The following is a 15136-nucleotide window of genomic DNA, read 5'->3' on the forward strand; positions in this document are numbered from 1 at the left end:
CGCGATCATGCGCCCTTGCCGTCGCTGAACTTTGCAATCGAAGCGGCGAGCTCCGGATGATCTTTCGCGTAGGTCTCCAACGGGATGTCCGCGACCGCGGCCTGCCAGGCCTGCTGCACGGCCCGAACCCCGGCCGCCGGGCCGCTGGGATGACTGACGATGCCTCCGCCGCAGAGATAGAGAAGATCGACGGTGCGACCGGTCCGTTGATAGGTCTCGGACGCCTGTCCTCCCCACTGGCCCGAACCGGCAACCGGAAGCGGGCAATCGGAGGCATTAAACAGCGGCGTGCTGACGGCCTTGAAGGACGAGACGAAGCTGTCGTCCGGCTCCCAATACTTGACCCTGATACCGTTGATCTGGAATTGGTCGACGCCCAGCAGCCGCCAGAATTGCTGGTAGACCTTGAAATCCATGCCGGCGCCGGGGCCGCGCGTCAGCACGTCCCAACCGTTTCGATGCGCGTGCAGCACCAGATTGGAGCGCTTGCGCAGAAAGCTCATGCCGCCGAAGCCGATCGAGTTGATATTGACGACAGCGCAGTTGCCGCCGGCCTTGGCGACGGTGTCGTGGTTGCGCATCATCTCGTCGGGGTCGGCATGCGAGATGCCGAAGGCATACATGACCTTCTTGCCGGTCTTCTGCTCGTGATCGAGAATGCGCGGCATGATTGCCGCAACGCGGTCCTTGAGCGGCGAATAGGCCGGGCTCATCAGTTTTTCGTCATCCTTGATGAAGTCGACGCCGGATGAGATCAGCTCGCCGACGAGTTCCGCCGTTTCGTGCGGCCTGAGGCCAAGCGCCGGCTTGACGATCGTTCCGATGATGGGGCGACCTTCGACGCCGGTGAGGCGGCGGCTTCCAGGAATGCCGAATTGCGGTCCCGGATGCGCGCTCCCGAAGGCGTCGGGCAGCGTCATGTCGACGATGCGGATGCCGGTCATGCCCTTGATGGAATAGACGCCGCCGATCGCAATGGTCATCAATGCCGAAAGGTCGGTGCCGATCGCGTCCAGCGGAAAGGCGATGTCGACATCGGCACGATTGAGCAGTGTGCCGGGGGCGACCTCGGGCCAGGTTGGATGGCGCGCATCTTCGAGTGAGCGGATCGCCAGCACGCGGGCGGCGACACGCGACTTCAGCTCTTCGGTTTCGCCCGGGACGGGCACGAAGGTGCCGGTCGACTGGTCGCTCGCGATCTTTTCCGCCATCGCCTCGACGCTGCCGGGCGTTTCGATACGATAGGTCAGGGTAATCATCATGGAACGGACGGTTGCTCCTCTCGCCCGGCAGATTGCCATGGCGTCAACTCATGATCTGGTATAATGAGTATTCCAACTTATGAAAAGTAGAATTTTCGGATCCGCAAATTTTCGCTGACAGCTTTGTTCTCGACCCGGAAAACTGTTAGGAGGAAACATTTTGAGCCAGCGAGATGTGATGACCCAGCCCCTCGAACAAATCGTCCGCCGGAAACTCTCTGACGAAGTGTTTGATCGACTTGAGCGAATGATCACCTCGGGCGAGCTTCAGCCCGGCGACGAAATGCCCTCCGAGCGCGTGCTGATGGAACGCTTCGGCGTCGGCCGGCCGGCGATCAGGGAGGCCATGCAGTCCCTTGCCAACAAAGGTCTGGTCAGCATTTCGCACGGTGAGCGGGCGAAGGTTCTCCGGCTGACGGCAAAATCGATATTCCGCCAGGTCGATCTCACCGCCAAGATCATGCTGTCGCAATCGTCGGACTCGCTGGAATATCTCAAGAGCGCCCGCATCTTCTTCGAGCGGGGCATGGCGCGAGAGGCCGCGCAGCGCGCCTCTGCAAGCGATATCGCCGATCTCAGGAACATCATCGAACGCCAGCGAATGTCGCTTGGGCGGGCCGAAGAGTTTATCGACGCGGACATGGAATTCCACACCCGCATCGCGCAGATATCAGGCAACCCGATCTACGTCGCCGTCAGCGAAGCGATGCTTGCCTGGCTGAAGGAATACCATACCGAGATGCTGATCTGGACCGGCAAGGAAAAATTCACGCTCGCCGAACACGACGAAATCGTCGATCGCCTTGAAGCAAACGACGTGGATGGCTCTGAAACAGCACTCCTCAAGCATCTCGAGCGGTCGCGAGCGCTTTACGCGAAGTAATTAACACGAACTCGGCGATCGCCGCTGGCCGACGCTGAATTAGCTGGTCTCCCGTGCCACCGCGCCGCGTGCTTCTTGCGCCTGCGCCCGCCATTGCTTGACCAATTCCCGCCTCTTTCCGGGATAGCGATCGGCCAGGAGTGCTGCTTCGAGGATACGGTCGGCGCGAAACATCCGGAAATCCTGTCGCAGTTCGCACCACCCGGCAATGATCCGCCTGGAATCGAAGAAGGCGACTGCAATCGGCCATATGATGCGGTGGCTGTCGGCATCTCCGGCGTCTCTATAGATGATCCGCAGCTTCATCTGCTGCTGCATGGCCTGACGCAGGATCTTGAGGCTGATTGCGGGTGCCGGCAGCGAGGGGAGGCCGATATGGAAATCATTGTCGGTCAATCCATGACGGAGTTCCGACGGAAGCACGGCTTCGATCTTGGCAAGGGCGTCCTGAGCCGCCGCGCGTAGATCCTCGTCTGTCTGACGGGTGACCCATTGCACGCCTAGCGTGATCGCCTTGATTTCCGCTTCCGAGAACATGAGAGGCGGCAGTATGAAACCCGGCTTCAGCACATAGCCGAAACCGGGCTCCCCTTCGATCTCAGCGCCGATGGATTGCAGCAACGAGATGTCCCGGTAGATCGTCCGCAGGGAAACGCCCGTTTCTTGCGCGAGATAGTTCCCGGAGACCGCTTGGCGATGGCGGCGGAGAATCTGGAGAATTTCGAACAATCTCTGGCTTTGGGACATGACTATATCTTAGCACAGCTTCTGCCGGTGCTGCCGAAGGGGCTCCGGAGTATCGGTTTCAATTCACACGGACTAGGACCTTTCCGTTGCTCTTGCGGCCATGTTCCAGAGCCGTCAGCGTCTCTATTCCATCGCTCAGCGGTACGATTTCGGAAACCGGAAGCTTCAGCCTACCCTCGTCTGCGGCACGGGCAAGCCCGTCCAGGATGTCGGCCCGCGCGGTGCAGATGATTGGCTTCAGCCTGCGGTCGACCATCGCGCGAATGAATTTGCTGGGCGTCGGATCAATGTCGAGGAAGACGCCGCGGCTGCGCAGCAGGCCGAGACCGATCTTGATCTTCATTGTGCCGGCTGTGTCGTAGACAACATCGAAGCGATCGCGGATCTTCGACAGGTCGGCCGTGCGATAATCGAAAAGAGAGTGCACGCCGCGGTCTCGGGCGCGCTGCATGGAGGCCGCGCCGCAGCTTCCCGAAACCGTCGCCCCGAACATCTGTGCGAGTTGAACGGTCGCCTCGCCGACAGCGCCGGCGCAGCCGTTGACGAACACATGTTTGCCCGCCGTCAGCTTTGCCTTGTCAACGAGGCCGTTCCATGCAGTGACTCCGGGTGTTGCGAGGCAGGCTGCATCTTCGAAGGAAACAGACCCAGGCTTGCTGGCGAGAAAGGCTTCCGGTGCGATCACAGCTTCGCCGAGCGCTCCGCCATCCCTGATATGTGCGAGGCCGAACACGGCATCGCCCGGTTTGAAGCGCGTCACGCCTGGGCCGACGGACGTTACCGTTCCGGAAAAATCGCTGCCTATGGCCCGCGGGAAGGTTTCCCCCGTCACCATTTTCAGATAGCCGTTGCGAACCTTCCAGTCGATGGGGTTGATTGCCGCGAAGGCGACCTTCACCACGACTTCGCCCTTGCCGGCTGCGCGAAGTTCACACTCTTCAAGCTGCATCAGCTCCGGCCCGCCATATCTGTGATATTGGATTCTCTTCATAGCAAGCCGTCTCTCTTGTTGCCGCAGTGATGGTGATCATTTGAAGAACTTCTGGGGCAAGTTCAGTGTGGCTTGACCGTCGCCATGTACTCGGCGAACGGCGCGGAGTCGTAGATCACGTCGGTGGATGCGATCTTCCCGCCGTTGACCGTGATGAGCTCGACGGTCAAGGCGCGCGGAACAGGATGGGTTTCGGCTTCATAGACGATGACGGCCTGATCATCATCGCCGTAGACAGCGAGAATGTTCACGCTTTTGATCATGCGCGCAAAGCCTTCGTGGAAGCCGCGAAATGCCTGCGTGCCGCTCAGCTTGCCGATCGGCGACGAGCAGACGACATCCTCGGCCGAGAGTTCAAGAATAGTGTCGATGTCTTTGCTGGAGATGGCTTCAATATAGGTGCAGGCAATTGCTGTCGCGCGTCCGGTGTGTTCAGCCATGGTCATGTCCTTTCGTTGGTGATGTTTGGCTGAAACGGTCTTACCGAGGGTTAGTGACACGATATGTCAGCATTAAGCGCTGTTTGATTGTTTTCGAGATATTTTACTATTAAAACGTGCAAAGCCATAAAGCTGCTGATGTGCCCGACACTCAGATTGCCGCTGGTGGCGGTTGCTGCCGCGTTTCGCGCATTTGTAAGCAGCAGTTGCGGAACAATGACGTGTTGGCGAGGTTCTGAATAATCACGCAAAGATCCCAAGGAGGACATCAGATGCGTATGAAACTCGTAGCAGCTTCGGTTCTCGCTATTGGCATGGCCACGTCTGCTTTCGCCCAATCCAATCCGGCGCCAGCCGGGGCCACGATCGACAAGAACCACGTCGATCAGGGTGGCGCGAAGGTCAAAACACCGATGGGAACCGACACCACCACGACAAACTCCACGACCGGCGGCACGATGAAGACAGGCAGGACCAAGTGCCCCAACCCGGTCAACAACTCCAGCAATCTTCAAACGCAAGGCGGCACCAGCAACGCCACGCCGATGGATGAGGCCTGCGCAGCGCATAACAATTGATCACCCTATTCGCAAAGAACCCCGCTTCGGCGGGGTTCTTTGCGCCGGGCTTCGGCCTATGGCCTGAACTCTCCTTCTGAGTTTATGCGGCGGATTGACGCACAACTCCAGCAATGCTATTCAAGTGGTAATTGGTCAGGCCAGTTGACCAGCTGCGCGCTTGAGGAGAAGCTCGCCTAGGGAGGCCCACGATGTTTTCGCCTGTTGAATCACGCCGCCTTTATCGGCAGGTCGCGGATCAGATTCGGTTGATGATCGCCAGCGGCGAGCTTGCCGTTGGCCAGCGGCTGCCGGCCGAGCGCGACCTGGCGGAGCAACTGTCGGTTTCACGCCCGACCGTCCGCGAGGCGCTGATCGTCCTTGAGGTCGAGGGCCTCGTCAACATCCGCATGGGATCCGGCATCTATGTGGTGCGCCAGCATGCTGCGACCGTCACCGGGGCCGAGCGCGAGCCGGTGGAGGGGCCGTTCGAGCTGCTGCAGGCGCGCGCCATTATCGAATGCGCCATCGCCGAAGAAGCTGCCGGTCGCGCCAAACCGGACGATATCGCTCTGCTCGATGAAGCTCTGACGAGTATGGGTGGCGTGGTCAACGATGCAATCGCAGTGCTCGATGCCGATCGCGCCTTCCACACCGGCATTGCCGCCATCGTCGGGAATGCGACATTGATCCGCGTCACGGGCGAGATGTTCGACATGCGCATGACCCCTTATTTCGCAAGGCTCGCCAGCCACTTCGAGGGGCCAACGACATGGCGCAGCGCCCTAGACGAGCATCGGGCCATTCGCGACGCGATCGCTGCCGGCGATGCCGCTGGCGCCAAGGCGGCCATGCGCGCCCATCTCACAATGTCGCAGAAGAGGTTTTCCGAGAGCTTCGGGGAGGAGTTTTCGGAGGAAGAGGAGCGCGGACGCAACAAGCGGCCGCCGAAAGGAACTGCCAAGACCTAACCCAAGCTCGGGAGGAGAGAGCAATGAAAAGCAGACTGGCAACGATACTTTGCACTGCAGCCGCGATCATGGCGAGCAGCGCGATCGCGCATGCCCAGACAGTGCTGAAATGGGCGCATGTCTATGAAACGTCAGAGCCCTTCCACACGGATTCTGTCTGGGCCGCGGAAGAGATCAACAAGCGCACCGATGGGCGCTACAAGATCGAGGTCTATCCGGCATCGCAGCTCGGCAAGGAAGCCGACATCAACCAGGGCCTCAAGCTCGGGACCGTCGACATCATCATCTCGGGATCGAGCTTCGCGGCACGCGACTACAAGCCGATCGGCGTGACTTACTTCCCCTATATCTTCCGCGGTCCCGATCACTTGATCGCCTACACCAAGAGCGATGTCTTCAAGCGTCTTGCCAAAGGCTATGAAGACAAGACCGGCAACCACATCGCCGCCGTCAGCTATTACGGCACGCGCCATACGACATCAAACAAGCCGATTGCCAAATGCGCCGATATGCAGGGCTTGAAGATCCGGGTGCCTGACGTTCCGGCCTATCTCGCCATGCCGCGCGCCTGCGGCGCCAACACCACGCCGATCGCCTTTGCCGAGGTCTATCTCGCCTTGCAGAACGGCACGGTCGAGGCACAGGAAAATCCGCTGACGACAATCGAGGCGAAGAAGTTCTACGAAGTCCAGAAGAACATCATCCTCACCGGCCACATCGTCGATCACCTCAACACCGTGATCTCGAAGACGCGGTGGGCGAGCCTTTCCGACGAGGACAAGAAGATCTTCGGCGAGGTTATGCAGGAGGCGGCCGAGCGCACCAGCAAGACGATCGCCGGCAAGGAAAATAACCTCATCGCGACCTTCAAGGAAAAGGGCCTGAATGTCACCGAGGTCGACAAAGCCGATTTCGAAAAGACCGTGATGGAAAAGGTCAAGTTCGAGGATTTCGGTTACGAGAAGGCCGATTGGGAAGCAATCCGCGCGATCCAGTAAACTACGCGGCGCGGCGCCTTACAGCGCCGCGCGTCTTTCAGACGCGCAAGGACGCTGTAACACTTTGGTTGCTGCAGACGCCGCGCTCCTTCATTCCGATCTGGAACAGGGCCGATCATGTCGCAAGAAATTCATACGCAAATCACGGCCGAAGAAATCGGTCACGAGTTCGAAGGGCACGCGCCGACCGCAAACGTCTCGGACTATGCCATCGAGGACTGGATCACGCTGCTCGTCTTCTGGCTGATGGCCGGTTGCGTGTTCCTGCAGTTCTTCACGCGCTATGTGCTGAACGACAGCTACGCATGGACCGAGGAGATCGCGATCAATTGTCTGATCGGTGTCGTCTTTCTCGGTTCCGTCATGTGCGTGCGCACGTCGCGGCATATCCAGGTGGACGTGTTCTATCACTATATGCCAGCAGGCCTGGCACGCGTGCTCGCCACTTTCGTCGATATCGTCCGCATCGGCTTCTTCGCCTATGGCTGCCATCTGATGTGGCGTTACGTCGACATCGTGGCGGACGAGCAGATGGTCACCATCGATCTGCCGCGCAACATCGTCTTCTACAGCGTTCTCATCGCCTTCGTGTTGATGCTGATCCGCGCGATCGTCGTCTTCATCGCCAACATGCGCCGCGGCTACTCCGTTCTGGAGCGCCCCGAAGAATTCCAGACCGTCGAGGATTGATCCGATGCTGCTGCTTCTTGGCTCGTTTCTGGTGCTGATGCTGGTCGGGGTGCCCGTTGCCATCTCTATGGCCGTCGCATCCGTGCTTTACATCGTCCTTTATGGCGTCGCGCCCGACATCATCGTCGCCCAGCGCATGATCGCCGGCGTCGAAAGCTTCCCGCTGCTCGCCGTGCCCTTCTTCATCCTCGCGGGCAACCTGATGAACTCAGCCGGTGTCACCGGCCGCATCTATTCCTTTGCCGTCGCTCTTGTCGGCTGGATGAAGGGCGGTCTCGCGCAAGTCAACATCATCGGTTCAGTGATCTTCTCCGGCATGTCGGGCACAGCGCTCGCCGACGCAGCGGGTATCGGCACGATCGAGATCAAGGCGATGAAAGATCACGGCTATCCGGTCGAGGCCGCGGTCGGCGTGACGGCGGCTTCGGCAACGCTCGGCCCGATCTTCCCGCCGTCGCTGCCTTTCGTGATCTACGGCATGATGGCGAACGTATCGATCGGCGCTCTTTTCATGGCGGGCATCCTGCCCGGCATTGTCATGACGCTCCTGATGATGATAACCGTCGCCGCCTTTGCCTATTGGAAGCGCTGGGGCTCCGATGCGCCGTTCGATGTGAGGCAGCTGCTGTCGGCGGGGATGGAAATCGTCGTCGTCTTGGCAGTGCCGCTGGCCATCTATCTGCTGATGCAGGCGGGCGTATCGATGAATGTTGCGGCGGGCATTGCCCTTGCCCTGCTTCTTGCCCTCGACTGGTATTTCCGCTTCTCCGCCGTCATGGCGCTGATGACGCCTGTCATCCTCATCGGCGGCATGACGATGGGCTGGTTCACGCCGACGGAGGCCGCCGTCGCAGCCGTCCTCTGGTCCCTGTTCCTCGGTCTGGTGCGTTACCGCACGATGACGCCCTCGACGCTCGCCAAGGCAAGTTTCGATACGATCGAGACGACGGCATCCGTTCTCTTCATCGTCACCGCGGCATCGGTCTTTGCCTGGCTGCTGACGGTGAGCCAGGCGGCCCAATTGCTCTCCGATGCGATCCTGTCGATCACCGACAATAAATGGGTTTTCCTGATCCTCGTGAACCTGCTGATGCTCTTCGTCGGCTGCTTCCTGGATACGATCGCAGCCATTACCATCCTCGTGCCGATCCTTCTGCCGATCGTCCTGAAATTCGGGATCGATCCGGTCCAGTTCGGCCTCATCATGACGCTGAACCTGATGATCGGCCTGTTGCACCCGCCGCTCGGCATGGTGCTTTTCGTGCTGTCGAGGGTCGCGAAACTCTCCGTCGAACGCACGACCATGGCGATCCTGCCCTGGCTGGTGCCGCTCTTCCTGGCGCTGATCCTGATCACCTTCGTGCCCGCCATATCGCTGTGGCTGCCGCAGCAGCTTGGACTGTTGAGATAGGATGGACACGATGCGGACACGTGTGGCACGGCTTTACCAAAAGGGCGATCTCAGGATCGAGACCGCCGCGGTTGCGGCCCCTGGTCCCGGCGAGGTGCTTCTCAAAATGGCAGCCGCAGGGATTTGCGGCTCCGACCTGCATTATTATCAGGACGGCGGTTTCGGCCCAGTCCGGGTTCGCGAGCCGATCATACCCGGCCACGAGGCCTCGGGGACGGTGAGCCAAGCGGGCGAGGGGGTCGACCTGAAGACCGGTACGCTGGTGGCGGTCAGTCCCAGCCAACCCTGCGGGCATTGCGAATATTGCCAGAAAAACATGCCGATCCACTGCCTGGACATGCGCTTCATGGGCAGTGCGATGCGCCTGCCGCATGAGCAGGGCATGTTCCGGGAATGGCTGGTGGTGCCGGCCAAGCAATGCTTTGCAGTCGGAGTTGCGACAACTGCTGCAGAAGCGGCCTGCAGTGAGCCGCTCTCCGTCTGCCTGCACGCGGCATCGCGCGCAGGAGATATCACAGGCAAACGCGTGCTGGTCACCGGAGCCGGCCCGATCGGCGCCCTGATGGTCGCCGTCGCCTCCTATCACGGCGCAAGCGAGATCGTGGTGACCGATCTCGCGGATGCGGCTCTGGACAGGGCCAAAGCGATGGGCGCCAGCCGCACGATCAATGTTTCCAAAGATGCCCCGGCGCTTGCAGAATACGAGGCGGGAAAGGGCTATTTCGATCTCGTTATCGAATGCTCGGCCGCCGCTCCGGCCATCCGCGGCGCGATTGCCGCCATCAGGCCGCGCGGAACGATCGTGCAGGTCGGCGTCACGGGAGACGTCCCGATCCCTCTCAACGCCATCGTCGGCAAGGAGCTTCAGCTCCACGGAACGCAGCGCTTCCATGAGGAGTTCGGTACCGCCGTCGAGCTGATCTCCAGCCGCAAGATCGATGTGCGGCCGATCATCAGCCATAGCCTGCCGCTCGAAGAAGCCACCGCAGCCTTCACCCTCGCGGGCGACCGTACGGCGGCCTGCAAGGTGCAACTGACCTTTTAAAGCGCGTCGCGGAACTCGCACCTGTGCTCGGCGGGGCGATGAGCATCGAAGGCCGCTAGGCCGACGCAGCATTCGCTTCACCACGAAGGCAGCAACCTTCCCCTGACCCGACACTGCCCTATCGCTGAGCCGGCGAGCGGATTCGATTCCAGAGTCTCAGGAAATTCTTGACGTCTATCTTATGTCTACATAATGTCTTTCAAAAGGATTATGAGATGGACGATGACATTATCTCCGAGATCGGCAGCCCCGATCGCAAAGTGAATCTGAGCCTGACGCTCCGCAGACGCATCCTGACGATGGAGCTGCCGCCGGGTGCGGTGTTGGACGAAGTGGCGCTGAGCGAGGAGTTCGGCCTRTCCCGCCCGCCGGTTCGCGAGCTGATGCGACAGATGGCTGGCGAAGGCTATATCGAGCTGGAAGCCAACCGGGCGGCGCGCGTCAGTTCGATGAGCTACCAGTCCTTGCATGACTTCTTCCTTCTTGCACCGATGATCTACATCACCGCCAACAAGCTGGCGGCCGAGAATGGAACGCGCGGGCAGCTCGACCTGCTCAAGCAGATGCAGCAGTCATTTCGAAAGGCCGTCGACAATTGCGACGTCGAGGGGCGCGTCTTCTACAACGACCAGTTCCACCGACAGATCGGCGAGATGGCACACAACGTCTATCTCGTTCCGAGCCTGCGGCGACTGCAGATCGACCATGCGCGCATCGGCAAGGTCTTCTACAAGCACCCGAACACGCCTCGCATGCAGGAAGAGCTCGAACTCGCCACCCAACAACATGACGAGATGATCGAAGCGATCGGGAAACGTGATCCCGACGCAGCCGGAGAACTGGCGCGGCTTCACCTCGAGCTTTCACGACGAAACATGGCCATGTACGCGGCCCCAGAGGGCCTAGAGACCCCGACCCTCTAGGACCATTTGGCTTGACCCTTCGGTAGCCTAACGCGAGACACAAAACGAATGTCTAACTTCCAGTTTCCAGGCCTGAATCTTGCCATTACGACGCCGTTCGACCATGCCGGACGCATCGACTACGGCAGGCTCGAACACAATGTCGAGCGCTACCTCGCAGCAGGCGTCAAGAGCTTCCTGTTCAGCTCCGGCACCGGCATGCACGTCTACCTTTCCAAGGAGGAATCCGAGGAGTTGATCCGGCGCGGAGCGCGGATCGTCAACGGACGGGCAAAGGTGATTGCGCAGACCTCCGCTCTCCTCGTGGAAGACGTCATCGAGCGTACTATCCGCGCGCGCGACGCTGGCGCCGAAGGCGTCATGGTTCTTCCGCCCTTCTTCGAGGGACCGACCGACGACCAAGGCATCGTCGATTTCTACAGCGAGGTTGCGACGGCCGGTCTTCCGGTGATTGGCTACAACGTTCCCCAAGCGGTCGGCGTCGCCGTCACGCCCGAACTTCTCGACAAGCTGAGCGAAATCCCCGGCTTTTGTGCCGTCAAGGACAGCAGCGGCGATCTTGGAAAGCAGGCAGCACTTATCCGCACCGGCCGTTTCGTCATGAATGGCGCTGACCCTCTCGTTCCCTACGCGCTCTATGCCGGATGCAACGGCCTGATCTGGGGTGGGGCGAACTTCGCTCCGAGAACCTGCGTCGCCCTCGTCGAGGCCGCCGCTGAGCACAAGTGGGACGAGGTTCGCGCCCTTTGGAAAATCTTGGAGCCGTCGATGGGGCTGATCTGGGAAGGCGACTACGTGCAGTCCGTCTATGCGGCGGCAGATCTGGTGGGCTACGGCGCCGGCGTTCCACGAAAGCCGCTGCGCGGGCTTGCCCCAGAAAAGCTTCCGGCCGTCCGGCGCGCGCTCGAAACGCTCATGGAGCGGGAAGCAATCTGACGTGACCCAGGCCGCAAGGAACGTCTTCGTTGCATCCAGGCTTCCGAAACGCGCAGGCGTTTCGGGCTGGGTGGCCACGCTTGCGCCGCGCACGCCACAGTCCACGCTGAACGGTTCGGTCATTGCCGATGTCGCAATCATAGGCGGCGGTTTCGCAGGGCTTTCCGCGGCCCGGCGCATCTCACGCCTGGACCCAACCGCGCGGGTCGCCGTGCTGGAAGCGGGTATTGTCGGCGAGGGGCCGGCGGGCGCGAATTCGGGCTTCATCATCGACCTGCCCCACGAGGTCTCGTCCGATGGTTTCAGCGGAGAGTCGGCGGCCAGGTTCAGACAGTCCGTGCTCATACAGCGCTCGGCTATTGCTCTGGCGACCGAGATGGCGACCGAAAACGGTTGGGGCAAGAACGTGTTCGATCCCTGTGGTCGATACAGCGTCGCCATCAGCGCGGAAGGCGACAAGCACCTCGAGGACTATGCGCAGCAGCTCTCGAAAATGGGCGAAGACCATCGGCTCCTGAGGACCAGGGAGATCGGAGCGGTCACGGGATCGCCGGTCTACACCTCCGGTCTGTTCACGCCCGGTACGGTCATCGTGCAGCCCGCCGCCTACATTCGCGGGGTCGCCGACTGCCTGAAGAAGCCGGTCACCCTTTACGAGCGGACGCCGGCGCTCTCGTTCGAACGCCTCGGTACGGGCTGGCTCGTCAAGACGCCGCAGGGTTCGGTGCAGGCGGCGAAGATCATCATGGCAAACAATGGACATGCGGAGAGCTTCGGCTTCTTCCGTGGACGCCTGCTTCACGTCTTCACCTACGCCTCCCTCACCGAGGCGTTCGACCCCTCGCGCCTCAGTGGAGAACGGAAGTGGGCCGCCACTCCCGCCCTGCCGATGGGAACGACCGTCCGCCGCATCAGCACCGGCACCGGCACCGGCGACCGAATCCTGGTGCGCTCCCGCTACAGCTATAATCCGAGCATCGCAGTCAGCGACGCCGCGATCCAGCGAGCCGGCCGCCTCCACGACGGCAAGTTCTCCAAACGCTTTCCCACCCTTAGCGGCGTCGGGATGCAGTATCGCTGGGCCGGTGCGATGGCGCTCACACGCAATCATGTGCCGGCATTCGGTGAGATCGAGCGTGGCGTATTCGCGGCATGCGGCTGCAACGGCCTTGGAGCATCGAACTCGACGGCATCAGGGATCGCGGCTGCGGAGCTGACGCTCGGACATGATTCCGAACTCGGCCGCGTCTACGCGCGCCTGGCTGCCCCGACGGCATTGCCGCCGCAGCCTTTCACGACGATCGGAGCAAAGATCCACCTCGCCTATCGCGAGTGGACTGCAGGATCCGAGTGACGAGGGACGACATCACCATTGTATCACCCGGCGGTTCGTCCTGCCGGACGGTGAGCCGTTCCGGCAATGCCGAATCGATCGGTTCGCTATAAATAAACGCTATAGCGGCAGAGGGGAGCTGTGTTGGCCAGCGACGCTTCCCTGAACCTACTGTGATGGTGTCAGCGCTGGGCTGAGGCTATAAGAACCGCGGTGTTGGGTAGCGGTCCAGCAAGGACTGAAGCCCCAGAATTTCTGCGGCATCGGCCATTCTAGTTTGCTTTCCAGTTCGCATTATCGGGGATCGACCGCTGAGGCACGACGACCTGGATGATGGACGGACTGTTCAGGTTTTCTTTCGCGCCATTTATGGCTTCCTCGAGTTCGCCATAGGTGTCCACTTTCCAGCCTTGGCAGCCAAAGACCTCTGCCAACTTGCTGTAATTCCATCGGTGCAGGATGCATGAATTGTAAAACGGCTTGTTACCATGGAAAACCGATGCATCGGCAAGCCATTGCTCCACGCCATAGATGCCGTTGTCCATCACGAAGATGATCGGGTTGAGATTGAAGCGGGTTTGTGTCGAGAGGCATTGAGCGGTCATCTGAAACCCGCCATCCCCCGCAAAGACCAGTAGCCTCTGTTTATCTTGCTTCGCCAGCGAAACCCCGGTCGCGGCGGGACCGATATAACCGATCGCCGAATAGGATGATTGTACGATGAAACCGCGGCGAGCACCCACTTCAAGAAGCAAGCTCCCGAAATAATTCAAACTCGCGTCGGCACCAACGATAGTATTTCCGTCGATCTGCTGCTGAATGAAATCGTAGAAGCCCTGATAGGTAATTTCGCCTGCCGGATTCACGGCCGGCGCTTGCCGGGCTGTTTTCGCCGGAAGACTTTGGGCCTTGCACGTCAGCCTTTTGTCAATCAAGCCGTTGACGAGATCCGCCAGCGAAACCTCTGCGTTGAAGATCGTGCCATATTTCACTGTATCCCAGGAGGCGAATGCGGTTTTATCGAGATCGATAGGCCAGCCCAAATCATTGATATCAGTCAACCAGACGCCCAGCGCCAATACGAAGTCGGAGTCTTTGACCAACGACTGGACATAGGGTGACGACGATTCGCCATCAAATACCCCGGCAAATTGGACATCGTCTTCCGATAGGATGGCCTTGCTCAAAAGCTCGGTCACGTAGGGAATCTTGAGGGCTCGAATGAGCCGCTCCGCCTGGTCGTGAAGGCCGAACCGGTCGATCTCGACACCGATCCAGATCAGGGGTTTGGTGGCATTTTGCAATCTTTCGCTGATTTGCGCGATCGACTGATTGAGACTGTCCTCGTCGGATATGTCCGGCGCCGCTTTTAAAGCATTCGACGGGCGCGTGCATTCCAGGTCCACCATATCCTCCAGCAACTCGATATAGACTGGACGTCTTTCGGTGATGCACTGCGTCAGCGCATAATCTATGAGCATTGGCGCAAGATGAGGGCTATCGATGCGGACGGCAGCGGCCGTTATATATTCGAACACCTGAAGATCCGTTTCCCGCCCGCTGATGAAGTGATGCGCACTGTAGCCGGTTTGTTCGAATGTGAGCGTTTTCTTGATGCTTGGCGCACCGTTGATCAGAACGACCGGCACTTTCTCGACGTAAGATCCGGCGATCGCATTTGTTGCACAAAGCGAGCCTGCGGAATAAGTAACGCAAAGCGCACCAATGCCTTTCAGTCTCGCATAGCCGTCGGCCGCATAACCGGCATTCAGTYCATTCACCTCCTCGATGACCTGAATACCGCTTTTCTCGACATAACTGTTCACCCATTCGATCGAATAATCGCCCGCTACGGAAAACAGGTGTCCCAGGCCCAGTTCGCGAAGTCTGTCGACCAGATATTGTCCAACCGTGTATGTCTCGCCCATGTTCCAACGGCTCCCCTGTTG

Annotated in this window: 15 protein-coding genes; 10 read left to right on the top strand and 5 right to left on the bottom strand. The window is 60.0% G+C overall.

The window, feature by feature from the left end; translation table 11 throughout:
• Nucleotides 1-5: 5 nt before the first annotated feature.
• A complete protein-coding gene (oiaX, locus tag AC1ECN_RS31085) occupies nt 6-1262 on the bottom strand; it encodes a 3-oxo-isoapionate-4-phosphate decarboxylase OiaX (RefSeq protein WP_032989289.1) in 1257 nt (418 codons plus the stop codon).
• 178 nt (nt 1263-1440) lie between these two features.
• On the opposite strand from oiaX, the gene AC1ECN_RS31090 reads away from it, so the two are divergent.
• Nucleotides 1441-2145: a transcriptional regulator NanR gene (locus tag AC1ECN_RS31090; RefSeq protein ID WP_018068270.1), complete on the top strand. Its 705-nt coding sequence runs from the start codon at nt 1441-1443 to the stop codon at nt 2143-2145.
• A gap of 39 nt (nt 2146-2184) precedes the next feature.
• Here AC1ECN_RS31090 and AC1ECN_RS31095 read toward each other — a convergent pair whose 3' ends face one another.
• The 3 genes from AC1ECN_RS31095 to AC1ECN_RS31105 all read right to left on the bottom strand — a co-directional run bounded on the left by AC1ECN_RS31095 (nt 2185) and on the right by AC1ECN_RS31105 (nt 4329).
• Nucleotides 2185-2892: a helix-turn-helix transcriptional regulator gene (locus AC1ECN_RS31095; RefSeq protein ID WP_018068271.1), complete on the bottom strand. Its 708-nt coding sequence runs from the start codon at nt 2890-2892 to the stop codon at nt 2185-2187.
• Between the two features lie 58 nt (nt 2893-2950).
• Nucleotides 2951-3883, bottom strand: coding sequence for an NAD(P)-dependent alcohol dehydrogenase (locus AC1ECN_RS31100; protein ID WP_164582130.1), 933 nt, complete (start codon nt 3881-3883; stop codon nt 2951-2953).
• 62 nt (nt 3884-3945) lie between these two features.
• Entirely contained in the window at nt 3946-4329 is a 384-nt protein-coding gene (locus AC1ECN_RS31105) for a nuclear transport factor 2 family protein (RefSeq protein WP_018068273.1), read from the bottom strand.
• Nucleotides 4330-4595: 266 nt separating this feature from the next.
• Here AC1ECN_RS31105 and AC1ECN_RS31110 point away from each other — a divergent pair, with 266 nt between their 5' ends.
• From AC1ECN_RS31110 to AC1ECN_RS31150, 9 genes are all read left to right on the top strand, one after another.
• On the top strand, nt 4596-4901 hold the full coding sequence (locus AC1ECN_RS31110) for a hypothetical protein (RefSeq protein WP_024322042.1): 306 nt from the start codon (nt 4596-4598) through the stop codon (nt 4899-4901).
• A gap of 191 nt (nt 4902-5092) precedes the next feature.
• Nucleotides 5093-5851, top strand: coding sequence for a FadR/GntR family transcriptional regulator (locus AC1ECN_RS31115; protein ID WP_164582128.1), 759 nt, complete (start codon nt 5093-5095; stop codon nt 5849-5851).
• 23 nt (nt 5852-5874) lie between these two features.
• Nucleotides 5875-6849 carry a sialic acid TRAP transporter substrate-binding protein SiaP gene (locus AC1ECN_RS31120; RefSeq protein WP_018068276.1) on the top strand — a complete coding sequence of 325 codons (975 nt, stop codon included), beginning with the start codon at nt 5875-5877 and terminating at the stop codon, nt 6847-6849.
• A gap of 117 nt (nt 6850-6966) precedes the next feature.
• Nucleotides 6967-7539 carry a TRAP transporter small permease gene (locus AC1ECN_RS31125; RefSeq protein WP_018068277.1) on the top strand — a complete coding sequence of 191 codons (573 nt, stop codon included), beginning with the start codon at nt 6967-6969 and terminating at the stop codon, nt 7537-7539.
• 4 nt (nt 7540-7543) lie between these two features.
• On the top strand, nt 7544-8950 hold the full coding sequence (locus tag AC1ECN_RS31130; RefSeq protein WP_024322044.1) for a TRAP transporter large permease: 1407 nt from the start codon (nt 7544-7546) through the stop codon (nt 8948-8950).
• 10 nt (nt 8951-8960) lie between these two features.
• Nucleotides 8961-9995 (top strand): L-idonate 5-dehydrogenase, encoded by a 1035-nt coding sequence (locus AC1ECN_RS31135; RefSeq protein WP_130689973.1) that lies wholly within the window; start codon nt 8961-8963, stop codon nt 9993-9995.
• A gap of 215 nt (nt 9996-10210) precedes the next feature.
• A complete protein-coding gene (locus AC1ECN_RS31140; RefSeq protein WP_130673635.1) occupies nt 10211-10918 on the top strand; it encodes a GntR family transcriptional regulator in 708 nt (235 codons plus the stop codon).
• A 48-nt stretch (nt 10919-10966) separates the two neighbouring features.
• A complete protein-coding gene (locus AC1ECN_RS31145; protein ID WP_130689972.1) occupies nt 10967-11854 on the top strand; it encodes a dihydrodipicolinate synthase family protein in 888 nt (295 codons plus the stop codon).
• Nucleotide 11855: 1 nt separating this feature from the next.
• Nucleotides 11856-13208 carry an NAD(P)/FAD-dependent oxidoreductase gene (locus AC1ECN_RS31150; protein WP_164582126.1) on the top strand — a complete coding sequence of 451 codons (1353 nt, stop codon included), beginning with the start codon at nt 11856-11858 and terminating at the stop codon, nt 13206-13208.
• A gap of 251 nt (nt 13209-13459) precedes the next feature.
• Here AC1ECN_RS31150 and AC1ECN_RS31155 read toward each other — a convergent pair whose 3' ends face one another.
• Nucleotides 13460-15115, bottom strand: a complete 1656-nt coding sequence (locus AC1ECN_RS31155; protein ID WP_477955089.1) for an alpha-keto acid decarboxylase family protein — start codon at nt 15113-15115, stop codon at nt 13460-13462.
• Nucleotides 15116-15136 lie beyond the last annotated feature (21 nt).

The sequence above is a fragment of the Rhizobium sp. 01N447_2 genome (assembly GCF_056399245.1).